Annotated in this window: 20 protein-coding genes and 1 pseudogene; 8 read left to right on the top strand and 13 right to left on the bottom strand. The window is 32.0% G+C overall.

Annotated elements, in window-relative coordinates; translation table 11 throughout:
- Positions 1-49: 49 nt before the first annotated feature.
- Positions 50-2,920: a triple tyrosine motif-containing protein gene (locus IUY40_RS15705; protein WP_195737807.1), complete on the bottom strand. Its 2,871-nt coding sequence runs from the start codon at positions 2,918-2,920 to the stop codon at positions 50-52.
- Between the two features lie 339 nt (positions 2,921-3,259).
- Between IUY40_RS15705 and IUY40_RS15700 the strand changes: the two genes are divergently transcribed.
- The 8 genes from IUY40_RS15700 (at position 3,260) to bglX (ending at position 16,393) form a co-directional block, all read left to right on the top strand.
- The gene (locus IUY40_RS15700; protein ID WP_195737806.1) at positions 3,260-6,421 is read left to right on the top strand and encodes a TonB-dependent receptor; all 3,162 of its coding nucleotides are present in this window, start codon (positions 3,260-3,262) and stop codon (positions 6,419-6,421) included.
- Between the two features lie 14 nt (positions 6,422-6,435).
- Positions 6,436-7,956 carry a RagB/SusD family nutrient uptake outer membrane protein gene (locus IUY40_RS15695; RefSeq protein ID WP_195737805.1) on the top strand — a complete coding sequence of 507 codons (1,521 nt, stop codon included), beginning with the start codon at positions 6,436-6,438 and terminating at the stop codon, positions 7,954-7,956.
- Between the two features lie 111 nt (positions 7,957-8,067).
- Positions 8,068-8,280 (top strand): hypothetical protein, encoded by a 213-nt coding sequence (locus tag IUY40_RS15690; protein WP_195737804.1) that lies wholly within the window; start codon positions 8,068-8,070, stop codon positions 8,278-8,280.
- A gap of 156 nt (positions 8,281-8,436) precedes the next feature.
- Positions 8,437-9,891: a glycoside hydrolase family 30 protein gene (locus IUY40_RS15685; protein WP_195737803.1), complete on the top strand. Its 1,455-nt coding sequence runs from the start codon at positions 8,437-8,439 to the stop codon at positions 9,889-9,891.
- Between the two features lie 11 nt (positions 9,892-9,902).
- Positions 9,903-11,381 carry a glycoside hydrolase family 30 beta sandwich domain-containing protein gene (locus tag IUY40_RS15680; RefSeq protein ID WP_195737802.1) on the top strand — a complete coding sequence of 493 codons (1,479 nt, stop codon included), beginning with the start codon at positions 9,903-9,905 and terminating at the stop codon, positions 11,379-11,381.
- A 49-nt stretch (positions 11,382-11,430) separates the two neighbouring features.
- The gene (locus IUY40_RS15675) at positions 11,431-13,173 is read left to right on the top strand and encodes a cellulase family glycosylhydrolase (RefSeq protein ID WP_195737801.1); all 1,743 of its coding nucleotides are present in this window, start codon (positions 11,431-11,433) and stop codon (positions 13,171-13,173) included.
- Positions 13,174-13,294: 121 nt separating this feature from the next.
- On the top strand, positions 13,295-14,131 hold the full coding sequence (locus tag IUY40_RS15670) for an endonuclease/exonuclease/phosphatase family protein (protein ID WP_195737800.1): 837 nt from the start codon (positions 13,295-13,297) through the stop codon (positions 14,129-14,131).
- A 36-nt stretch (positions 14,132-14,167) separates the two neighbouring features.
- A complete protein-coding gene (gene bglX, locus IUY40_RS15665; RefSeq protein WP_195737799.1) occupies positions 14,168-16,393 on the top strand; it encodes a beta-glucosidase BglX in 2,226 nt (741 codons plus the stop codon).
- Positions 16,394-16,459: 66 nt separating this feature from the next.
- Here the strand turns inward: bglX and IUY40_RS15660 are convergent, their stop codons facing one another.
- The 12 genes and pseudogenes from IUY40_RS15660 to IUY40_RS15610 all read right to left on the bottom strand — a co-directional run bounded on the left by IUY40_RS15660 (position 16,460) and on the right by IUY40_RS15610 (position 25,011).
- Positions 16,460-18,481: a DUF3857 domain-containing protein gene (locus IUY40_RS15660; RefSeq protein ID WP_195737798.1), complete on the bottom strand. Its 2,022-nt coding sequence runs from the start codon at positions 18,479-18,481 to the stop codon at positions 16,460-16,462.
- Between the two features lie 116 nt (positions 18,482-18,597).
- Positions 18,598-19,206, bottom strand: a complete 609-nt coding sequence (locus IUY40_RS15655; protein WP_195737797.1) for an alpha-ketoglutarate-dependent dioxygenase AlkB — start codon at positions 19,204-19,206, stop codon at positions 18,598-18,600.
- Positions 19,193-19,430: pseudogene (locus IUY40_RS19530) on the bottom strand (metal-binding protein). The gene IUY40_RS15655 and the pseudogene IUY40_RS19530 overlap by 14 nt, the downstream one beginning before the upstream one ends.
- A 74-nt stretch (positions 19,431-19,504) precedes the next feature.
- On the bottom strand, positions 19,505-20,356 hold the full coding sequence (locus IUY40_RS15650; protein WP_195737796.1) for a methylated-DNA--[protein]-cysteine S-methyltransferase: 852 nt from the start codon (positions 20,354-20,356) through the stop codon (positions 19,505-19,507).
- A 244-nt stretch (positions 20,357-20,600) separates the two neighbouring features.
- Positions 20,601-21,062: a GNAT family N-acetyltransferase gene (locus tag IUY40_RS15645; protein ID WP_195737795.1), complete on the bottom strand. Its 462-nt coding sequence runs from the start codon at positions 21,060-21,062 to the stop codon at positions 20,601-20,603.
- A 106-nt stretch (positions 21,063-21,168) separates the two neighbouring features.
- On the bottom strand, positions 21,169-21,501 hold the full coding sequence (locus IUY40_RS15640; protein WP_195737794.1) for a multidrug efflux SMR transporter: 333 nt from the start codon (positions 21,499-21,501) through the stop codon (positions 21,169-21,171).
- Between the two features lie 65 nt (positions 21,502-21,566).
- A complete protein-coding gene (locus IUY40_RS15635; protein ID WP_195737793.1) occupies positions 21,567-21,728 on the bottom strand; it encodes a hypothetical protein in 162 nt (53 codons plus the stop codon).
- 54 nt (positions 21,729-21,782) lie between these two features.
- Positions 21,783-22,178: a hypothetical protein gene (locus IUY40_RS15630; RefSeq protein WP_229335585.1), complete on the bottom strand. Its 396-nt coding sequence runs from the start codon at positions 22,176-22,178 to the stop codon at positions 21,783-21,785.
- Between the two features lie 2 nt (positions 22,179-22,180).
- Positions 22,181-22,795 carry an SMI1/KNR4 family protein gene (locus IUY40_RS15625; RefSeq protein WP_229335583.1) on the bottom strand — a complete coding sequence of 205 codons (615 nt, stop codon included), beginning with the start codon at positions 22,793-22,795 and terminating at the stop codon, positions 22,181-22,183.
- Positions 22,776-23,234, bottom strand: coding sequence for a hypothetical protein (locus tag IUY40_RS15620; protein ID WP_195737792.1), 459 nt, complete (start codon positions 23,232-23,234; stop codon positions 22,776-22,778). The genes IUY40_RS15625 and IUY40_RS15620 overlap by 20 nt, the downstream gene beginning before the upstream one ends.
- 45 nt (positions 23,235-23,279) lie before the next feature.
- Positions 23,280-24,377, bottom strand: coding sequence for a WG repeat-containing protein (locus IUY40_RS15615; RefSeq protein ID WP_195737791.1), 1,098 nt, complete (start codon positions 24,375-24,377; stop codon positions 23,280-23,282).
- A 10-nt stretch (positions 24,378-24,387) separates the two neighbouring features.
- Complete coding sequence (locus IUY40_RS15610) at positions 24,388-25,011, bottom strand: hypothetical protein (protein WP_195737790.1); 624 nt, start codon at positions 25,009-25,011, stop codon at positions 24,388-24,390.
- Positions 25,012-25,015: the final 4 nt, after the last annotated feature.

Raw genomic sequence — 25,015 nt, 5'->3', positions numbered from 1 at the left:
ATAAGCTATAAATAAAAGCCATCCGAAGCATCGGATGGCTTTTATTTATTTAGATACTCATCAAAAAACCAATTAGGTTTTCTTTTTTATTTAGTTCTAATTTTTTTCTTAATCGATAACGAGCTAGCTCTACCCCTCCATTTGAAATATTCATGATTTCGGCAATTTCTTTAGTAGACATATTCATTAATAAATAAGTTGCTAAATCTAGTTCTCTAGGAGAAATTTTAGGATATTTTTCCTTTAAGCGTTTTAAGAATTCAAAATGTACATTTTTTATGTGTTTTTCTAAATCTTTCCAACTCTTATCTGTATTTACTTCCTTGGTAATGCTTTTGTTGAGTTTGTTGAATTGAAATTTTGTAGATTCATCAAACGTTTCAATGTCAATTTCTTTTAGTTTCTGTATAATTCCGTTTAAGATTTTATTTTTCTTTACTACTTGCAAGGAGTTGTTAACTAGTTCCTTGTCTTTTGTGAGTATTTTTATTTGTAGTTTGTCGTTTTTTAATTTTTCAATTTCTTTTTCTAATTGATATTGTTCCTGTCTTATTTTGGATTCTTTTTCTAGATAAAGCCTTCTTTGCTCAATTGTTTCATAATATTTGTTTTTTCTAATTTTCATTTTGATACGATATGAGACAAAATAAATCCCTATTAATATAAGAATTAAATAAATAATATAGGCTAGAGGATGTCTATACCAAGGCGGTGAAATAGTAAATGGAATCATGTCAGCTTCTGATTGTACTCCGTAGCTATTTCTTACTTTTACTTTCATATTGTAATCGCCCTCAATTAAATTGGTGTATTCTTTTACGGATATTGTTGACCAATTGCTCCAGTTTTCATCAAAAGGTTCTAGTTGATAGGAGTATTCTACATTTTCAAGGCTTTCATAAGTAGGGGATGAAAAAGTGAATCTTACATGATTTGATGCATACGGAATTGAATGCTTTTTTTGGGTTTTTGTTCGATTTCCAAATATTAAGGTATCGTTTGCATATGTAAAAGTTCGAATAAACACATTGGGTTTTGTTACTACATTGTTTATTAATTGGGAGTCATAATGTGCTAATCCGTCTGTTAGTCCAATAAAAATATTTTTCGGATCGATAGTATTGACCGAGAGATAGTTAGGTATAAGGTTGCCAGTTAAATTTGAAAATGGAGTAACAATATTTTTATAATTTCCGTCTTGTAGCTTAACGAGTTCTCCTAAAGACTCATTAAATACATACCAAAGATTACTATTTGAATCTTCGAAAAGAGAATTAATTATAGGAATGTCTTTAAAAACGGTACTCATTTTTTCATCTTTAAAGAATGCTTCTTGTTCTTTTGAATATCTGTAAAAATGATTATTTGTTTGAAAATAAAGACTTGTGTTTATTTTTTGAATACTTCCAATTCCTTTTTCTTTAGGTAGATTATGAATCACTTTAATTGATTTAAATTCCTTTAAATCTTCGGATAATTGCATTTGATATAAAAGTTCATCCTTTTTTAGCCATAAATAGTTGTTGTCTACCTCAAATAAAATCGATGATTTGTTAAATCCGGTAATTTGGTTTCGGAATACTAGACCACTTGCGGTTTTTTCAAATAATGCAAAACCACTATAATTAGATCCTATAATATAATTAGGATGTTTAGGAACTTTTCTAAAACCAAAATAACCATTTTTGTCTAATATTTTTACAGCTTTATTGTCTTTTATAATTAATGCACCTCTGTTGTTGGCACATATTAATTCATTGTCGATAACCTGAATATTCCACGTTTGTGTATTTGTACCTTCCACAAGTGAAAAAGCATCTTCTTTAAAAGCGGTATTCCAAGCATGATAAAAGACTCCTTGATTTGTTGCTACATATAAATAATCATTATGGATTACTGATGCATAGACAGTGCTAATATCGTAACTGAATCCGAAGTATGTAAATGGTGAACTTTCATTGACAAATGCAATACCATTATCTAGTCCTAACCAAAGATTATTTTTGTTATCAATATATGATGTTAGTACAGTATTATTTTGTAGCCCTTTTTTTCGATCTATGTGTTGGATTATTTTTCCATTTAGGTCTGATATAATAATACCGTTTAACACTGAATTTAAAACAATAAATTTATCTTTTATAGCAACTCCTCCTAATGAACTATTTTTTTTTATAAATGTATTTGCTTCAGTATTCCATGGAGTTATCTCTTCATTGCTGTAAATAAAGAGTCCTTTTTCTAAAGTTGCGATAAGGATTTTGTTATCAGGTAATTTGAACATAGCCCATATCTCGATATTGTTTAATGCTGTTGAGCCTTTTAAAGGATATAATTTCTCATTCTTGTATTCTAATATGCCAAGGGACTTATCTTGAATGTAAATGGTGTTATTTATCTGAAAAGAAAACTGAAAACGTTTTGGAGCTTGAATTGTTTTGATTTTATTGTCTTTTAAGATATAGATTCTGGTAAATGATTGAAAAATCACTTCGTCTTTTGTAATATGAATTTTCCATAAAAAATCTAACTCCTGATTATTTGGTGATTTAAGTTGTTGTGATAACGAGGTATATTTCAATTTGCCTTTGGAGTCTGCTTGAAAATAACCAAATTCCTTATATCCACCAGTATATATTCTATCTGAATTGTCAACTTTTACGGACCGTACTGATGTTGAATTGGGTAAAAGATACTTAGTCCATGAGGAGCCATCAAACTGGAATAGTCCATTATTGTTGGCGAAATATAAATTTCCATTTTTATCCTGATCGATATCCCAGTTTTGAGTTCCTCCTTTGTATTCTGTTCGTTTATAGTTTAGGATGTCAGGAACTCCAATATTTTTAACTTGCGATAATAATATTGTGGAAAAGAATAAAAAATAAACTGTTATGTTGTTAAATCTTGTAAAATTCATAATTATATTATAAGAGTTTAGAGATTTATTTAATGACTTTAAAATCCTTAGAACATTAAAGTTAATATTGTTTTGGATTAGAAAATTTACCTTATAAAAGCTAAAATAATCGATTTATATTGAATGTAGTGTTTATTTCATTTATTTTATTTTTTAAACACTATTATTTTATTTTTAAAATGCTAGTAATCAAGGATTTGTTATTTTTTTGATGTGTTTTTGACTGGTCTAAATTTTGAGTTTGATGTGTTTTTGTAGTGATTATAAATTACGTATTATTAAAAAAACTCACTAATATTGTTTCGAATTACTAATTAATTAACCAAAATTTTTATAAAAATGAAATTAACAAAATTGCTTATTTTTTGTTTTTTATCTATTCTATTCTCAGTTTATGCTCAAGCGCAAGACGTTACAGTAAACGGAATAGTTAATGATGAAAGTGGTATGCCAGTACCAGGAGCATCTGTTTTAATACAAGGAACAGGGAAAGGGACATCTTCTGACTTTGATGGAAAGTTTCAACTTCAGGCACCTTCTAATGGTGTTTTAACAATTACGTTTATAGGTTATGGAACTATTAATGAACCAATAAATGGTAGAAATAGAATAGTTGTACAATTACGTCCAGAATCACAAACTCTAAATGAAGTTGTTGTTGTAGGATATGGTACTCAAAAGAAAAGTGTTGTTACGGGAGCAATTTCTAAGGTAAGAAGCCAGGATATAGAAAACCTACCGATATCAAGAGTTGAGCAAACTTTACAAGGAAGAGTTTCTGGGGTAACTATTGCGGCAAGTTCTGGGCAACCAGGGGCATCTTCTACGATTCGGGTGCGTGGTATAACTACTCTGGGAAACAATGACCCGCTATGGGTTGTAGATGGAGTAGTGGTTGATGCTGGTGGTATTGGGTATTTAAACCAGTCAGATATTGCTTCTATCGAGGTATTAAAAGATGCGGCTTCTCAAGCAATTTACGGAGCAAGAGCTGCAGCTGGGGTAATTATTGTTACTACCAAAAAAGGGAAATCAGGAAAAATGAGTGTTAGCTATAATGGTTATACAGGTTTTTCTTCGGCAGCAAGAAAACTAGATCTTTTAAATGCGACTGAATATGCTACTTTAAGAAATGAGAAGTATGCAAATGGATATGTTAAAAAATCTCCAACAGATACTTTTGTATTGCCTTTTCAAGATCCTAATGCATTAGGTGCAGGTACAGATTGGCAATCGGTTATTTTTAATGATAGTGCAGTACGTATTGGTCAAGAGTTAAGTTTATCAGGAGGAAATGATGTATCTACTTTTTATGCCTCTTTTGGTCTTTTGGATCAGGAGGGTATTGTAACAACAGATATCTCAGAGTACAATAGAAAAAACATTCGTTTAAACTCTACTCACAAAATATCTAAATGGATTACTTTCGGTCAGACATTAGGTTTTTCTAGAGAGAAAACGATGGGGATAGGAAACACAAATAGTGAGTTTGGAGGGCCATTAAGCTCTGCAATAAATTTAGATCCAATTACTCCTGCTATCGTAACAGATCCTAGAATGGCTGCTTTGCCACCATATTCTGTGGGAATTGACGGTAAAGGTAAAGGAATCTTAAGAGATCCTTACGGAAATCCATACGGTGTTTCGACTATGGTTACACAAGAAATGTCTAATCCATTGGCTTATACTCAAACTAGATTAGGAAATTACAACTGGTCGGATAACTTTGTTGGAAATGCTTACTTAGAAATTGAACCAATAAAAGGATTAAAATTCAGAACTACATTAGGAGGTAAACTTGCTTATTGGGGTGTTGAAAGTTTTACACCAGTTGCGTATTTAAACTCAACTAATATTACACAAGTAAATAATCTTTATAGAGAAACAAATAAAGGTTTTGGATGGAATATCGAGAATACTGCTTCTTATACAAAAAGTATAGGTAATCATAATTTTAGCGTATTACTAGGTCAAGGTGCTTATGTAGATAATAGAAATAGTGGTACAAAAATTACGTATACTAATTTACCAGTAGATAATCATGATGATGCCTCTTTTAATTTTGACCTTCCAAAAGATCAAATAAATGCTACAGCAACTACAGGAAATGAGCACAGAGTAACCTCTTTATTCTCTAGATTAACTTATGATTTTAAAGAAAAATATTTAGTAACAGGTATTATTCGTAGAGATGGATCTTCAAGATTTGGAGCAAATAATAAATACGGAACTTTCCCTTCATTCTCATTAGGATGGGTTCCATCAAAAGAAGCATTTTGGGTTGAAAACAAAGTAGTAAACCAATTGAAATTTAGAGGAGGTTACGGTGTTACTGGTAATGATAATATTGGAGATTTTAAATATCTGGCAACTGTAGGAGATGGTCGTAACTATACAATAGGAACATCTGGATCTGTAACTATTGGTAATAGCCCGAATGCACCTTCAAATCCAGATTTAAAATGGGAAGAAACGAGCCAAACAAATATTGGTTTAGATGCTACTATTTTTTCTGATTTCAATTTATCTGTAGACTGGTATGTTAAAAAAACTACTGGCATTCTTCAGGAAATTATACTACCAGGTTATGTAGGTTCAGGGAATCCAACAGGAAACGTTGCTGATATGCAAAATAAAGGGGTCGATTTTGAATTAGGATATCGTAAAAAATTAGGACAGGTTAATATGTCTTTAAGTGCAAACATTTCTTACCTGGAAAATGAAGTAACGTATTTAGGACGTGGAGTTGATTTTCTTGCAACAGGAGAACAATTTAAAGCGATGACTTATGATATTACAAGAACACAAGTAGGTCAACCTTATGGATCGTTCTATGGATTTAAAACGGCTGGTATTTTCCAAAATCAAGACGAAATTAATGCTTATAAAAATGCTGCAGGAGGATTAATTCAACCAGATGCAAAACCTGGAGATTTCCGTTGGACAGACATAAATGGAGACGGTCAAATTAATTCAGATGACAGAACAAATATTGGTAGTCCAATACCAAAATACACTTTTGGATTTACGGTAAATCTAGATTATAAAAATTTCGATTTAATGATTTTTACGCAAGGAGCTGCCGGAAATAAAATTTTCCAAGGATTACGTAGGTTAGATATTGAAAACTCTAATTACCAAACTACTGCTTTAAGTCGTTGGACAGGAGAAGGTACATCTAATACGTACCCAAGATTAACATCTGATGATACCAACAAAAACTTTAATAATCCTTCTGATTTCTATCTTGAAAAAGGAGATTACGTAAGAATAAAAACAATTCAGATAGGATATTCATTACCAGTTAAGACTATCGGACAAATTGGTTTAGAAAAAACTAGAGTGTATTTAACCGGGGAGAACCTATTCACTTTTACTAAATATACTGGATATGATCCTGAAATTGGAGCAAATAGTGCTACTGGAAATGTTATAGGTATAGACAGAGGTATTTATCCTCAAGCCAGAACTATAATGTTGGGAGTTAATTTACAATTTTAATAAAAATGAGAATCATGAAACTAAAAAACATAAAATATTCACTTGTTGTTTGCGGAGTACTTTTTACTGTCCTGTCGTGCGGTGAGGATTTTTTAACTGTAGAACCAAAAGGAACTGTTCTAGAGGATAAATATTATAAAAATGAAAGCCAGGCTTATGCAGGATTAGTAGCTGTTTATGATATACTTGGTAAGCAGTCTAAAGGATTTGAAAACATGATCTGTATGCTAAATGCAGGTTCAGATGATTTTAATGCAGCTGGTGGTGGTGCTACAGATGGTGCCGGAATACATGCATTTGGAGATTATTCGCTTAGCCAATCAACAATCCCAAGTAGTTTTTGGGGAGATTTTTATCAAGGGATTTTTAGAGCAAACGTATTACTTGAAAAATTGCCATCGGTACCTATGGATGAAGCTAAAAAAGCAAGATTTGTAGCTGAAACAAAAGCGTTACGTGCTTATTATTATTTTGAATTGGTTCGTACTTTCAGAAATATCCCATTGATATTAGAGCCATTAAAAACACCAGACATTTTTAATGTAGTTCAAGCGACTCCAGAAGCGGTATACGCACAGATTGAAAAAGATTTAAAAGAATCACTTCCTGGATTACCTGTTATAATTACAAATAAGGGAGATGAAGCAGGACGTTTATCACAGGGTGCAGCAAAGGCATTGTTAGGGAAAGTTTATTTATACGAAGGGAAAAATGCATTATCAGCAGCAGAATTTGTTGATGTTAATGGTACTCCGGGTGGTACAAGTATGTACGGATATAAATTGGTAGCTGATTTTGCAGATTTATGGAAGATAAGCAACAAGTTTAATTCTGAAGCGATTATTGAAATTGTACATACTGATAAAAGTAATGCCGACTTTGGCTTTTGGGGTGGAGGAAAAGATGAAGGAAACTCTGTTTGTATCATGGTAGGACCTAGAGGATACAATAGATCTGCAAACTCTATAGCACCAGATTATGTATCAGGATGGAGTTTTAGTACCGTAAGACAAGGTTTATATGATGTGTTAAAAGGAGACCCTCGTTTTGATGCTACCATTCTTGATATGAAAGCATTGAAAGCTGCTAAACAAGCAGATTGGGCTCCTAATTATGATGATACAGGCTATTTTCTTAAAAAATTCATGCCATTAAACTCAGATACATCTACAGGTAGTGGATCAACAGCTCTAAATTACAAACAAGATGTTTACGCGATTCGTTTAGCAGATACATATTTAATGGAAGCCGAAGCATTAGGTGGTACAGGAACAAGAGCGCAAGCTTTACTAGATGCTGTAAGAGCACGTGTAGGTTTAGGATCAACTCCGGTTTCTTTGGATGCAATCGCGTTAGAAAGAAGAAAAGAATTAGCAGGAGAAGGACACCGTTGGTTCGATTTAGTAAGAACAGGAAAAGCTGCTGCTGCATTGGCATCTAAAGGATTCCAGGCAGGTAAAAATGAAATTTGGCCAATTCCTTTTAAAGAATTAGAAAACACTAAAATTGTTCAAAATCCTAATTATAAAAATTAAATAAAAATCATATGAGTTTAAATATAATTTTTAACTAGTGATACCTGGTTTGAAATATATGCAGGGAAATCGATACCAGTTTCAGGTGTCGAATATAAAGATAATAAAGTGATGGGATTGAGTAGATGGGATGGTTGTGCAAAAACTACTTTTTCAGGAATGTTATCTATTATAGGGTATGCTAAAAATAGTGTAAAAGGAACAGTAAGTAATGTCGTTAAATTTACTGAAACAGGTAAAATTTATTTGCTAATTCGTAGCGGTGAAAATGTCTTTACTTCAGGTGGAATTACAGTGACAGATATTGAGTTAAGAGAAAAATAATTAAGAATTGAATTAGTTTGAGTTAGTTTGAGTTAGGATGTAGAATAGCCCATATTCTTCATGATTATGGGCTATTTTCAAAACATGTAGATACTAAAAGTATGTTTTGCTAAACATTTTAAATGTCATTAGAATTTGCATATTAAAAATTAAATAATGAAAAAAAATAGCTATAAGATTTTTTGTTTATTGCTTACGTTGACTGCTTTTCCGCAACTACAAAAAAACAAGCAAGAGTTTACAACAAATGGAAAGAAAATTACAGTTTACACCACAGCAGATAATTCAAAATTAAGAATAACACCAACAGATAATTTAGTTTTTTCAGCATCGAAACAGCCTTTGGAAACCGAAACAGCAGTTTTTGTAGAACCTAAAAAGACTTTTCAAACTTTTATAGGAATTGGAGGTGCTATCACTGATGCAAGTGCTGAGGTTTTTGCCAAATTATCGAAAGAAAAGCAAGCAGAATTTCTAAAAGCGTATTACGATACTCAAAATGGTATAGGTTATTCATTGCTAAGAACAACAATACATAGTTCTGATTTTAGCAGCGGAAGTTATACTTATATAAAAGAAGGAGATAAAGATTTAAAAACTTTTAATATTAATCACGACAGGCAATATCGCATACCTATGATTAAGGGGGCTATGAAAGCGGCGAATAATAATATAGTTTTATATGTAGCTCCTTGGAGTCCTCCAGCATTTATGAAAAGTAATAAAGACATGCTGAAAGGAGGGACTTTATTGCCCGAATATAATCAGGCTTGGGCTAATTATTATGTAAAATTTATAAAAGCATACGAAAAAGAAGGAATGCCTATTTGGGGTACATCAGTTCAGAATGAGCCAATGGCAGCACAAACATGGGAATCTTGCATTTATTCGGCAGAAGCAGAGAGAGATTTTATTAAAAACTTTCTTGGTCCAACAATGAAAAAAGCAGGTTTAGGTGATAAAAAAATTATTGCTTGGGACCATAATCGTGATTTAATGAATCAAAGAGCTAATGTGATTTACTCAGATCCTGAAGCCTCAAAATATGTTTGGGGAATGGGGTTTCATTGGTATGAAACATGGACAGGTGGAGCGCCAATGTTTGATAACGTAAAACAAGTGAATCAAGATTACCCCGATAAAAAACTACTGTTTACTGAAGGTTGTATCGAAAAATTTGACCCTGCTAAGTATCAATTTTGGCCAAATGCAGAAAGATATGGAGTTTCTATGATTAATGATTTTAACAACGGTACAGTGGGATGGACAGATTGGAATGTTCTTTTAGATCAAAACGGTGGACCAAATCATGTAGGTAACTTTTGTTTTGCACCAATACATGCAAATACAACTACAGGTGAACTAATCTATACACCATCTTATTACTATATCGGACATTTCTCGAAATTTATTCGTCCAAATGCAAAAAGAGTAAGTACAGCTGTAAGCAGAAGTTCCTTGCTAAGTACATCATTTCTTAACACAGATGGTAAAATGATTACTGTTGTAATGAATCAATCGGATATAAGTGTAACTTATAATTTAATAATAGCGTCAGAAAAAACGGTTGTTACAATACCAGCTCGCGCAATTCAAACTTTAGTTTACTAAAACTAATAAAGATGAACCAATATTTAAATAAAATTATAAAAGTTGCATTATTCGTTGTAATAATTGTACCTCAGGTAAAATGTTCTTCATCTAGTGACACAGTTGATCCAGCATCAACACTACCACGAGTTATAATAACCCCACCAGTTACTGTAACAAATGATGTAGATTTTTGGCTAACGAAAGGAGATCAAACAGTATTACTAACTAAACAAAATGGAGTTCTTGGATTTAGCACCTCAACAAATTCATATACGAATATCGAGGTAAACGAAGCTCAAAAATATCAAAGCATTGATGGGTTTGGATATACACTAACAGGAGGGAGTGCTGAGGTAATTAATCAATTAAGTACTCAGAAAAAAAAGAGCCTGTTGCAAGAATTATTTGGCTCGACCGAAACATCGATCTCAATAAATTACATAAGAATAAGCATTGGAGCATCAGATTTAAATGCAGCACCTTTTACATATAATGATTTGCCTAAAGGAGATATAGATCTTGATTTAATCAGGTTTAGTTTAGATCCTGATAAAAATGGGGTGATTGCGCTTTTAAAAGAAATTGTTGCAATTAATCCAAATATTAAAATTTTAGCAACCCCTTGGTCAGCGCCACTTTGGATGAAAGATAAAGATAGTTTTGTTGGAGGAAGTCTAAAAACAGAATATTATAACGTGTATGCAAAATACTTTGTAAAATACATTCAGCAGATGAAAAATGAGGGAATTGTTATTGATGCAGTAACACCCCAAAATGAACCATTGCATGATGGTAATAATCCAAGTATGCATATGACTGCGATTGAACAATCCAATTTTATTAAAAATAATTTAGGACCTGCTTTCAAAAATGCCAATATCACAACTAAAATTATTGCTTATGATCATAATTGTGATAATATACAATATGCAATGACAATTCTGGGAGATCCTATTGCAAATCCTTTTGTAGATGGATCTGCATTTCATTTATATGCTGGAAATATTAATGCCCTTTCAACAGTTCATAATGCATTTCCGAACAAAAACTTATATTTCACAGAGCAGTTTACCTCTTCGACAGGTGATTTTAAAGGAGATTTAAAATGGCATCTTAAAAATGTAATTATTGGATCAATGCGCAATTGGAGCAAAAATGCATTAGAATGGAATTTAGCAAACGACGGATCTTTTGCACCACATACACAAGGAGGTTGCAGCACTTGCAAAGGAGCATTAACAGTTAATTCCAGTCACTCTTTTAATCGAAACGTGGCGTATTATATTATAGCTCATGCTTCTAAATTTGTTCCAGTAGGTTCAGTAAGAATATCGAGTAATATAAGTGGAAATTTGCAAAATGTAGCTTTTGTCACTCCAGCAGGTAAAAAAGTTTTAATCGTAGAAAACGATGGAGATACCAGCGAGATATTCAATATAAAATTTAATGGTAAGTGGGTTACAACTTCATTAGACGGAGGTTCGGTAGCTACTTATACCTGGAAATAATAATAAACAATAAGATTTGATCTTGAGTTTATATAAATAATACAACTATATGAGAAAAATAATTTTGCTATTACTAGTATTGTTTTCGTTGGCATCATTTGGACAAGGATTTTTGCACCAAAGTGGACAAAATATTGTAGATGGAAAAGGTAAAAACATAGTATTACGAGGATTAGGATTAGGAGGATGGATGGTTCAAGAAGGATATATGATTCAGACCGAATCATTTGCAAGTCCGCAATATGTAATAAAACAAAAAATAACTGATTTGATAGGAGCTGAAAAAACGGAAGAGTTTTACAAGGCATATCGAGCCAATGGAATAACTAAAAGAGATATAGATTCGTTAGCCAAATGGGGTTTTAACTCTATTCGTTTGCCAATGCATTATAATTTATACACACCACCAATTGAAGCTGAGAAAAATGGTGAAATTACTTGGATAGAAGAGGGTTTCACAATGACTGATAGCTTATTAAAATGGTGTGCCGAAAATAAAATGTACCTTATTTTAGATCTTCATGCTGTACCAGGTGGACAAGGTAAAGATGCTGCAATTTCTGATTATGACGATACAAAACCATCTCTTTGGGAAAGTGAAGCCAATCGTAAAAAAATGACCGAATTATGGCGAAAACTAGCTTTACGTTATAAAGATAATCCTTGGATAGGAGGGTATGATATTATAAATGAACCCAATTGGAATTTTACAGGAACAAATAAAAATGGTTGCGATGAAACTTCAAATGCGCCCTTGCGTGAACTTCAGGTCTCTATTACAAAAGCAATTCGAGAAGTTGATAAAAACCACATGATTATTATTGAAGGAAATTGTTGGGGGAATAATTACAACGGAATGTTTCCTTTATGGGATGATAATATGGTTTTGAGTTTTCATAAATATTGGAATTATAATACGATAGGATCAATTCAGAAAATGTTAGATTATAGAAAACAATATAATGTACCAATCTGGATGGGAGAAGGAGGCGAAAATTCAAATGTTTGGTTTAAAGACGCTATTTCTTTATTTGAATCAAATAATATAGGATGGGCATTTTGGCCAATGAAGAAAATTGAAAATATTGCTGGAATTGCTTCAGTTAACAAAACGCTAGAATATGAGAAACTACGCTTGTATTGGAAAGATGGAGGTGAAAAACCAAGCCCAGATTTTGCAGAAAAAGCATTGATGCAATTAGCCGAAAATTTTAAATTAGAGAATACCACAATAAAGGCAGACGTACTTGACGCAATGTTTCGTCAAGTACGAACAAATGAAACAAAAAGTTATAAAAAACGCATTTTGCCGGGAAAAATATTTGCAACCGAATATGATTTGGGAACAAATGGATTCGCTTATTCCGATAAAGATTTTGTAAACTACCGCGTAGAAACAGGAACATTTGAAGAATGGAATAAAGGAAAAATTATGCGAAATGATGGAGTAGATATTTTACCTTGTAAAGATGATTCTTCAAATGGGTATCAGGTATCTTTTATCGAAAATGGTGAGTGGTTGCAATTTACAGCAACAACAAAAGCAACACAAATATTTAATGTTGCCATTCGTTATTCAAGTGAAATAGAAGAAGGAAAGTTACATCTGGAGAACGAAACGGGGAAAATTTCTGAAATAATAACTCTTGCAGCAACAGGAAGCGATGCAGCATGGAAAACAATTATACTCTCAGGAATAAAGCTGAAAAAGGGAGAAAATAAGATTAAAGTTATTTTTGATAAAGGAGGATTTAATTTAAATTACTTAGATTTTACAGTAGCTAAGAAGTAAGTTGTTAAAAAAAAGTAAAGCGTGTAATAGTGTTTGTGATTAATATTTTGTTAGATTAGTTTCTCTATTAAAAGCTTTGAATTTAATCTGGAGCTTTAATAGATTAAAAACCCCCTTAATTATGAAAAGAATAAACAAACTAATTGCGCTTGTAATGCTTTTGTCCTTTTGTGGAATTTATGGACAAAATTTAAAAATCATGACATACAATATCCGTTTAGACGTTGCTTCAGATGGTGAAAATGCATGGACTAATCGTAAAGGTTTTTTTACGTCACAGATACAATTTTATGCTCCAGATATATTTGGAGTACAAGAAGCAATGCCCAATCAAGTTAACGATATTGCAACTGCATTACCAAGTTATAATCATGTAGGAATTGCTCGAGAAGGAGAAGGAAAAGGTGAATCCTCTTCTATCTTCTATAAAAAAGATAGATTTTTAGTACAACAATCCAATACATTTTGGCTTTCGGAGACACCAGATATAATCTCAAAAGGTTGGGATGCTGCTTGCAATAGAGTTTGTACGTATGCGCTTTTTAAAGACTTAAAAGCGAAGAAAATATTTTGGGTTTTTAACACCCATCTAGATCATATTGGTGAAGAAGCAAGAACAAAAGGACTTGAACTAATTCTTTCTAAAATGGCAGCAGTAAATACCAAAGGATATCCTGTGTTTCTTATGGGAGACTTTAATTCTGAGCCCAATACAGCCCGAATTATCTCTCTGAAAAAGATGATGAACGATACTCGCGAAATAGCCGAAGAAAAACCATTTGGACCATCTGGAACCTTTAACGATTTTAAGCATGATCAGCCAGTTACACAGTTATTAGATTATATTTTTATTTCTAAAAACAGCAATCTAAAGATTAAAAAACATGCCGTCTTAAGTGATTCAATAGATTTAAAATATCCATCGGATCATTTTCCTGTTCTAATTGAAATTAATTAAACGATAAAAAAACAATACCAATTTAATATTTATTTCATGAAAATAATTACCACATTAACTTGCTTGATGATTTCGCTTTTTGCGATAGCACAGCAACAAACAATTGATCAAAAAGTTGATGCGTTATTAAAGAAAATGACGCTAGAGGAGAAGATAGGTCAGCTAAACCAATATACAGGTAATAATGCTGCTACAGGACCTATTACCATAAATCCAAATAAACAGGCAGAAATTAAAGATGGTTTAGTCGGTTCAATGCTTAATGTTGTAGGAACAAAATATACCCGCCAATATCAGGAATTGGCAATGCAATCACGTCTTAAAATACCGTTATTATATGGTCAGGATGTAATACACGGATTTAAAACGACATTCCCAATTCCGTTAGGAGAAGCAGCAAGTTGGGATTTGGCAGCAATAGAACTTTCGGCTAGAGTAGCAGCAACAGAAGCTGCGGCAAGCGGAATTCATTGGACATTTGCCCCAATGGTAGATATTGGTCGTGATCCTCGTTGGGGACGTGTAATGGAAGGTGCGGGAGAAGATACTTACTTAGGATCTAGAATAGCATATGCAAGAGTAAAAGGTTTTCAAGGAGATAAATTAGGAAATCTAAATTCGGTAATGGCATGTGTAAAACATTTTGCAGCGTATGGAGCAGCCATTGGTGGTAGAGATTACAATTCTGTAGATATGAGCGAAAGAATGCTTTGGGAAACCTATTTACCACCTTTTAAAGCAGCACTTGATGCAGGAGCAGCAACATTTATGAACTCTTTTAATGATATTAATGGAATTCCTGCAACAGGAAATGCACACTTACAAAGAGATATTTTAAAAGGAAAATGGAACTTTCAAGGATTCGTAGTTTCAGATTGGGGCTCCATTGGAGAAATGGTTACACATGGCTATTCTAAAGATAATAAAGAAGCTGCACTAGCTGCCATTACTGCAGGTAGCGATATGGATATGGAAAGTAATGCCTACAGGTATAACCTAGCAACATTGATAAAAGAAAACAAAGTTTCGATAGATTTAGTCGATGATGCAGTAAAAAGAATCTTGCGTAAGAAATTTGAGTTAGGATTGTTCGATGATCCATACAAATACTCTAATGCAGATAGAGAGAAAAAAGAATTAAATAATCCGGAACATCGTAAAGCAACTCGTGATGTAGCAACAAAAAGTATTGTTTTATTAAAGAATGATAATGAGACTTTACCTCTTTCTAAAAATATAAAAACAATTGCGTTTATTGGACCAATGGTAAAAGAATACAAGGCCAATATGGGGTTTTGGGCAGTTGAACTACCAGAAGTAGATTATACTAAATGGGTAGTTTCGCAATGGGACGGTTTACAAAATAAAGTAGGTAAGAATACTAAATTATTATATGCTAAAGGTTGTGAGGTAGAAGGAGATAGCAAAGACGGTTTTGCAGAGGCAATTGCTACAGCTAAACAGGCTGATGTAGTAATTTTAAGTATTGGAGAGCGACATGATATGAGTGGAGAAGCCAAAAGCCGAAGCAATATCAATTTGCCAGGGGTTCAGGAAGACTTAGTAAAAGCGATTCAAGCAACAGGAAAACCAGTTGTAGTTTTAGTTAATGCAGGAAGACCTCTTGCTTTTAATTGGACAGCAGATAATGTGCCTGCTATTCTTTATACATGGTGGTTGGGTAGCGAAGCAGGAAATGCTATTGCAGATGTATTATTTGGAGATTACAATCCGTCAGGAAAATTGCCAATGACATTCCCAAGAGAAGTTGGACAAATCCCTATTTATTATAATCATTATAGTACAGGAAGACCAGCACAAGATGAAAATGCAAAAGGATATGTTTCCTATTATATAGATTTAAAAAGCAGTCCTAAATTTCCTTTCGGATACGGATTAAGCTATACTAAATTCGATTATTCGGATTTAAAATTGTCTACAACAAAAATGAAAAGCAATGAAAAAATCCAAGTTTCTTTTCAGTTGAAAAATATAGGAAAAGTAGTTGGAGAAGAAGTAGTTCAGTTGTATTTAAAAGACAAATTTGGTTCAGTTGTAAGACCAGTTTTAGAACTTAAAGATTTTCAAAAAGTGAAATTAAATGCAGGAGAAACTAAAACAATTCAGTTTACAATTGATAATGAAAAATTATCTTTTTATAATGACAAAATAGAGTGGGGTTCAGAGCCTGGAGATTTTGAATTGATGATAGGTTCATCATCTGCAGATATTCGTTTGAAATCGGCTTTTGAATTGCAATAAGAATTCATCTAATAATAAATAAAGGGGTTTTAAAACCCCTTTATTTATATATAATTTCAATAAAATTTATTTCAATATTTTTTTGAAATTAAATTTTAACGTATTCATAAACCCTTGTTCTACAATATCAATTCCAAGACCGGTATTACTGTCAGCAATAGTATGATGAGCAGATCTAAATTCTTCAAAATCGTTTTCAGGAATTTCTAAGTTAACCAATGGTTTAAAATCTATATATGCAGTTCCACCATTTTTAGTGATTTTTTTGCGAGTAACATAATCAAAATAAGGATTATTGATTGTACATTCCTGTATAGTGTATTTTTCCTGAGTATCTATTTTTTGATCGGTATAAACATTGATTTCATATTTTTCGTTATCAAAATTATGCCAGAACGGAAAGTCTTTGTGCATAAAATCTCTTGCGTTTTCTTTAACCATATTTCGATCAAAGTACATCATAAAACGATTCTTTTGATCATCTACGAAATACGGATTCTCGATAGTTGCATTGTACTCAATTGTAAATTCATTCAGTTTTTTGTCATCACTTATGATTTCAATAGCGGCATCTGTGAATATATTTCTAATATCAGTCCCATTTCTATCATTAATATAGTTCAGAGTATAAAACAAGAAGTTGTTCCAACTGTCAATTACCTCTCTTTTGTTCGTGTTTTTAAAATACCTGCGCATGCTGTTAGCACGGTTTCCTTTATAAGTAGTTGTTAGTTTTAAATCTCCAGTAGTATTTTTTGCATTGAATTCTACTTTTTCATTTATACAGTAATAAGAAAATTTATGAGGTTTTCTTACTTGTAATTCCTGATTTGGTTTTATTTCCAGATAATGTCTAAAAAAGATAAAACCACGATTTTCAATTAAACCAAATTCATCACGAACAGTAGCATCAATAAAATAACTTTCGCCTTTATAATTAATTTTAACAATTACATGATTGAAAGTAAGTAGTGATGGTGAATAATATTTAATGTAATAATCAGTATTAAAATTGACTAAAACTATTGAAGAATCAACATCAATATAATCTAAAATCACTTTTAATAAAACCGATTTTGCTTTACAGTCACCTTGTTTATTCTCATATGTTACAGCTGGTTCTTGCGGTTTATGACCATTCATTTCATGAGCATTATAAACGTAATAAACATGATTTTGAACATAATCTATAGCAAATTGTAACTGTTCATCTTTGTTTGTTATTGCATCTAGCTTCTCAACCAGATTAGGTGCAAAATCTACTAAAGAAGCTTTGTTATAAATTTCTTCATATATCGGATAGATATAATTAGATAGATCGATCCAATTGCTATGAGTTGCAAAATCTATAAAAGGAGATAGTTCTCTGTTTATATCAACAGTATTTATGTAATTTTCTTTTTCTATTGTAAATCGTTCTCCTTTTTTTAAATAATTAATTTCAGGTTCTAATACATTACCATTTTCATCTCTGAAAAAAGTTTTTTTGTAGACAATAGTTTTCTCACGATCATTTATAAAAGTGAATTTATAATTCCCATAAGCCCAATAGGTATCTGGGCCAACCCAAACGTATTTAGAAAACTCTTTACGCAAAAAATCACGTTCAGTAAAAATCTTAACTCTAGAATCTTCCATAATCAAGACATCATACAGGCGTAGATCTTTTATCGTAATATTAATTTTTTTATTACTGTTCAAAATACCTCCACTACTCTGGTTTTCACTATCCAGCACTTTGATTTTAGTGTCAGAAATTTTGTCGATTAAGACGCCTTCACGTAAAACACTTATTCTATGTATAATGTAGGTTTCATTCTCTTCTACAACAATATCTGTTACAGATGCTCTTTCTAGATTAGCAGGTTCATTAAGAGTATAAGCTAAACAGGCATATTCACTACTTTCATTATCATTTGTATAATATATTTTATCTAAAAAAAAGCAATAATCTCGTCCTTCATCTATTTGTTTGTTAGAAAAATCAGATTCCTTTATATATTCAATAAGTTGGTTATCATTAATATCGGTTGCCCAATGCCCAGGTTTTTGAATTTTGTAGTATTCTAATTCAATTAGGTTTTCCATATTAGTATCCATTATCTAAGTAAAATCTTATTTTGTTAATTACAAAAATATGAAATTTATAGAAATTTACTGTTTTTTATAACGATAGGATATTATGCTTTGGTTAATTTTTTCTTTTACTCAACAATAGTCCTAAAAGTCAAATTTACTCTAGGTTTAGATATTGTTTTTGTTGGCGGTAAACGGTGTAGCCAATGTGTTTGAGTTGTGTCTTTCATTACCAATAAACTGCCATGTTCTAAAATTAAAGAAATCGTTTCTTTGGTATCTTTATGCTTGAAAGCAAACTTTCGTTCAGCACCAAAACTTACTGAAGCAATAGCCCCATTTTTCTTTAAATCTTTTTCAGCATCGCTATGCCATGCCATTCCTTCTTCGCCAGAATGATATAAATTAAGCAAGCAGGAATTAAATGTTTCGCCAGTTTTTTTCTCTATAAAAGCTTTTAATTCTAATAATTCAGCAGTCCACGGAAGAGCTTTCTTTGTCGTATTAGAGTAAGAGTATTCAAAACTAGAATCGCCGTACCAAGCTACTTTTCTTTTGGTAATTATTAGTTTTCCAAAGATAATAGCTTCGTCATTTTTCCATTCAATGGTATTCAAAAGGGCATCTAAATAATGATTGGAATTTTGTCTAGAAAACAATTTACCATAATAATTTACAGTTCCATCATCAGGAAGTAGATTGGTAGTTTCGTCAGTTTCGGGATTAAATAAGTCCATTTTTCCAGTTTTTATATTCAGCTTTCATACAATGTCCACAAGGTATAAAGCCATTTTATTTTGCCTCATCTTAGGATAAAAAGAAAATCCTGTTTTCACGTTTCATTTTTTTTTAGAAGAATATTTTAGCATTCCATAAATTTTTAGTTTCCACCAAAGCAAATTTCGCCTTTTTTAATTTTATTCCGTAAATCTAAATCTGAAATTTTATTGTGCTCAATCATAATGTTATTATATTTTTTATTGTGTAGAGACGTACTGCAGTGCGTCTGCTAGAGTCATATTTCGTAATGCGATATTAAATGCCTGAATTAGATTGAGCACCTTCCCAGCCTATAATGGCCGTTTTTCGGGTATTTCCCCACATATAACCGCCAAAGGTTCCTGTAGATTGAATGACACGGTGACATGGAATTAAAAAAGCGATAGGGTTCTTTCCAATTGCAGTTCCTACGGCACGAGAAGCATCTGGTTTTTCTATTTGTTGCGCAATCGAGCCGTACGTTGAAAGTTGTCCCATTGGAATCTTAAGTAAGGTTTCCCAAACTTTTAATTGAAAATCGGTACCTTTTAAATGAAGTTTTATTTCGGATAATTTACTCCAGTCGTTCTGAAAAATAAACAAAGCATTTTGTTGAGTTAAATCTAGTTTTCGAGTAAATGTTGCATTGGGGAATTTGTGTTTTAAGTCTTCAAATCCAGATTCTTCATCTTCGGCGAAAGCCATAAAGCAAATCCCTTTACTAGTCGAAGCAACAATAATATTCCCAAACGGACTTTCGGCAAAACTGAAATTAACCATTAAGTTTTTGCCTCCATTTTTATATTCGGCTGGAGACATTCCTTCAACATTTACAAATAGATCATGCAAACGACTTGTACCCGAAAGACCAGTATCAAAGGCAGTATCAGATAAAGTGGCATGATTGTTTTCTTTGAGGATTTTCTTGGCATGTTCGACACTTATATATTGCAGGAATTTCTTCGGACTTGTTCCAGCCCATTCGGTAAACAAACGCTGAAAGTGAAACGGACTTAAATGTACTTTTTCGGCAACCTCATCTAAGTTGGGTTGTTGCTTAAAGTTAGCTTTGATATAATCTATTGCATCGGCAATGCGATTATAATTAATGTTTTCCTGAGTCTTCATTTTTCATCCAATTTTATAAAGCAAATATCGGCAGGGTTTTGCGGTTATAAAATCCGAAACTTGCTGTTTTTTTACCGCAAAGCACGCTATGTTTTTTGCTCGCAAAGCCACTGAGCTGCAAAGTTTTCTGCAATATTGTCATCCTGAGCGAAGTCGAAGGGCGTAAAGTACGTCGACAAAGATTGATTTAAAAATTTGCGTCTCTGCGACTTTGCGAGAGATTTACTCCGTTAGACTTTTAGTGTTATAATTGCTTTTCCATTTTGTAATTGATAAGTTCAACGCCTAATCTTATGTTTCGTTGTTCGGTTTTTACAATAAATCTTTTTTTCTCAAAGAATGGTTTGGCGGTTATACTTACATCAGATGATATGACTTTTGAATGCTGTTTTTTTGCTTCAAACTCTAATTCAGTTAAGAGTCTGTTGGCTATTCCTTGTCGCTGAAAATCTTTATGAATATAAAAAAAGTCAATATAATCTCCATTTTTCAAAGTTCCAAAACCTGTTATTTTATCTTGTATAATAGCTAGTAAAACAAATTGTGTATTGATTACGTCAATCCAGCGCTCCGTATTTTTAGCTCCTGAAATCCAAACATTAATTTGAGATGGCGTATAATCATCTTTACAAACATGTTTAATAGTTTCGATATACAATTCCTGCATTTCTTTTAGGTCAGAAATAGTAGCTTTTCTTAAGTTCATTGGAAGATGTTTAAGATGGATGCGATGCGGTTTTTCGAATAAAAAGGAATTTGTAAAACTAAAGCATCTTAAATTTTTATGCTTTTTGATAGTTTATTTTTTTAATCTAATGTGATGTAGTTTTAGAAAAAACATTGATAACAATAACACCTATTATAATTAATGCCAATCCGATTATTGCGGGTAAATCGGGAATTTGTTTAAAAAAGACAGCCCCAATAATGGTAATCAATACAATTCCAACTCCAGACCAAATAGCATAGGCAACTCCAACAGGAATTGTTCTTATAGCAAAACTCAGGAAGTAAAATGCACCTGCATATCCGATAAATGTTATTATGCTTGGGAGAAGTTGAGTAAACTGTTCTGATTTTTTTAATGCCGAAGTTGCAATGATTTCAAATATAATGGCAATCCCTAAAAATAAAAAGTTTTTCATAATTCACGTTTTTACAAAGTTAGCTTTTGTATTTTAGTGAAAAGAAGAATTCGTTGAATATTGTTTTATTTTTTACCAGTTACAAACACATTAATATCGTCAATTGCATCTTCTATTCTTCCGTTAATAGCTTCATCGTCTTTTCTGCTTTCAAATGCTTTTAGAACTTTTTCTTTGTCTATAACTCTATGTATTCTGGCAATATGTCCGAGACAGGTAACAGCCAAGCCACTTATATCAGGATTTTTATTTTCGAGTAATTCGATGCATAAATCCTGAACTCATTCCCAGTTTTGGTTATGGAAAGTTGTTTCTAGTAATGTATTTATAACTATAGTAGCATCTTTAGATTTTAATTTCTTTTCGATTTCATCGCTTTCATGTTGAATTCCGTTTTCATCAATTCGGCAGCACCATTTCGCAATTTCAAATAAATTAGAATGATTTCTCTCTACGATTCCACTTGCAATTAAATTGTCTTTAAAACCATTTGGTTGTTCATCATCCATATAAATAGCAATTTCCATTCCTTCTCTCAATTCAACTTCAACTCCTACGGAATTTAATTTTTTATCTTTTTGAGATAATAATACCAAATCAAAGTCAATCATTTGATTGAAGTCTACATAGATTCTTGATTTTTTGATAGCCTCCTGATAGTTTCTTCTTGTGGTCATTCTTATTTAGTTTTAAGCCCTAATTCTTTAATTTTATTCTCAAGTGTTCGTTTTGTCAATAAATAATCTTTTGGTGTAATGTTATTTCTGTTAGTATTCAGCTCGTTAAGTTGTTTACGTAGTTCAATTAGCTGTTTATCCTCTTCAGTAAGTTCTATTTTAGGATAAAGAATATCTAGTTCATCTTCAATATTAATTGTTTTGCTAAGCACTTCTTTTAATGTCTTTCCAATAATAATAGAACTTTCGTATTCCAAAACACCTGCACTTACAGCTACAAGATTAATGTTTGTCGGATTCCTAAAGTCGTAGGCATAAAATATTCCACCACCGTTAAAAGCAATAGGCATAAAGAGAGGTGTGTATTTATCAAATTGATATTCAATATAAAAGTCGCTTATTTCGTATAAAGAGAAATAACCAAATTCTCGGTCACCATTTATTATTCCGCCTCCATTAGAGTGCTGTAATAATTCTTGTAATTCAATTGGTAAGAAAAACTTATCAGGAAGTTCTTTATTCCAGATCTGTGCTGAGTTTGTTTCTGTAAATCCTTTTTGTTTATCGAAAAAAGTATAGTTGTCGTACCACATAGCTTTAAGATTTATTAATTTCATTTAAATCTACTTTTACACGAAGTTCTCCTGAATCTTGGTCAATATAACGATAGGGAATATTAGGTCCCAAACCACGAAAAGGACCATCTTTGTGATTTAATAAAGCTGAAAATCTTCCGCAGCATTCTAATGTTATGTAACTAAAATTAGAATCACAACTACTAATTTGAACATTAATCCATTGCGGAACTTTACCATTTCGCCATAAATAATCAATTACTGTTAATTCTGTCGCGGGATTAATTGAACTTGACTCATTAATTTTATCATCAGGATAAATTTCTTCATCGTCTTCTAATTCATTTCCATCGTATGAGCAATTGGTTTTAATTATGAATTTATAATCATGCGGTAATTTGTTTGTTACCATTTCCTGCGTAAAATCAATAAGGCCATCAAGGGCTTTTTTTAAACTGATTCTAAAATCTTCTTTTGTCATAATTTGTTTTTTGAGAAGGATTCTAAAAATCCAATAATCTAAAAACTATTTAAGTTTTCCTTTACGTATCGAAACACTTATTAACTGATATCCATTTTCGGTTCTTAAAAAATCAAAATGATCTTGCGTAGAATCTTTTTTATCACGGTGATTAATAATAATATTTTTCATTGGATATTTCCAGTCTTTGGATTCATTACAATTATTAAAGTACTGATTGTATTTGTCTGCTTCATAGATAAATTGATTCAACCCATTGGTTGTAACAAAGTAATCACAAGTAGGATTGCTAAGTTCTAGCAATTTATCTTTTATGAGTTTATAGTTTTTATTAATGAATGTAGTTTTTGGTTCACTTATCCAGCCAATTGGTTCTTTCCAATAAAAGATTTCTTCATAGGAATATTTTAGTAAATTGGCTTTGGATAAATCGGATAGTAAACTGCTTTTTAACCATAATGTAAATTCTTTGTCATAATTTATAAACGAATAATATTGCCCGTCTACACCAAGAAAGTTTTCTCTTATTGGATCTGAATTTGGTTCTTTTGTTTTTTGTAAGGAGAAAAAATTTAATTCATCGTTGTATTCAAAATTCTCAATTAATATTTTATTATTCGTATCAATAAGATGTTCTTTACCTCCGCTCCAGCTAAAATGATTGCAGCCTCCTCCATAGGTGTCATTAATCTTCTCAGCACCTTTCAGTACGATAATCATTCCGTTTCGTACCTTCGTTAGATTGTTGTATTCTGCAGGAATTGCAATTTCGCCCTTACTATTAAACATTCCCATTTTATCCGTTTTGTGATCTCTAAATCTGATAAAACCTTCATTCTCGCAATCAGGACCATTATCGAATATGTACAAACTATCTCGACCAACTATTTTGCCTGATTTTGTTAGGTAATAGCTTTTCCAGCTTTGATTTTCTTCTTCGGTTACAACAATGATATCATCAAATTTATTGGCAATTGTCATCCCCATAAATTTAGGTTCGATTTTAATCACACCGTTTTTATCTTTATATCCGGTATGTGTGGTGTCTTTATCCCAAAAGGCAGTCCATGTATCTTCTTTGCTTTGTGCAAATAACGTACAGTTTATAAAGAGAAATATATAAAGCAGAAAAATGCGTTTCATTGCTGTTAGTCTATTTAAAATCGTATTCGTAATTTATTTCTTTTAAATCTTCTTCTAGTAATTCCCAATCTTCAATTTCATCTACAATAGACAAAACCATTTCTTTGGTTAAGACCTTACCTTCATAGATTTCGGTTACGGTTTTTAACGGAATTCCTGTTTCTTCAAAATACTCGCTTGCCCAATCGATGTATGTTTGTGGATTTCCATCAAAAATAGCGAGTAAATCTTCTGAATTATCATTAAAATCTTTAACCTCTCCAACTTCCCAATTTTCGGTTTCATTTGTCCATAAACAAAATGTTGTGCCGTTTGTGACAACTGGTTCATCAAAAATAAATTGATTATAAATTTCAGGCAGATTCTTAGTCAAATCACTTTTTTGATTATATTGAAATTCGTGTGCAAAACCACTAATTACGCAATGATTTTCAAGAAAAAGAATATCCATTAAATCGCCAGACCCATCTCTCATGCCAAAGTACTCTTCATCTTCTGCCCATTTAGAGTTGTATAAGTAATAGCGATATTCCCATTCTTGACAAATAATAGCATCTAATACAGAAATTGCTTTGCAGATATGCTGTAATGATTTTTTATCGGGTAATAATTTAAAGTCTTTAGTAGAAATCATGTTT

The organism is Flavobacterium sp. ALJ2 (genome assembly GCF_015594725.1).
Lineage (GTDB): Bacteria > Bacteroidota > Bacteroidia > Flavobacteriales > Flavobacteriaceae > Flavobacterium.
This window is presented reverse-complemented; position numbering and strand designations above follow the sequence as displayed.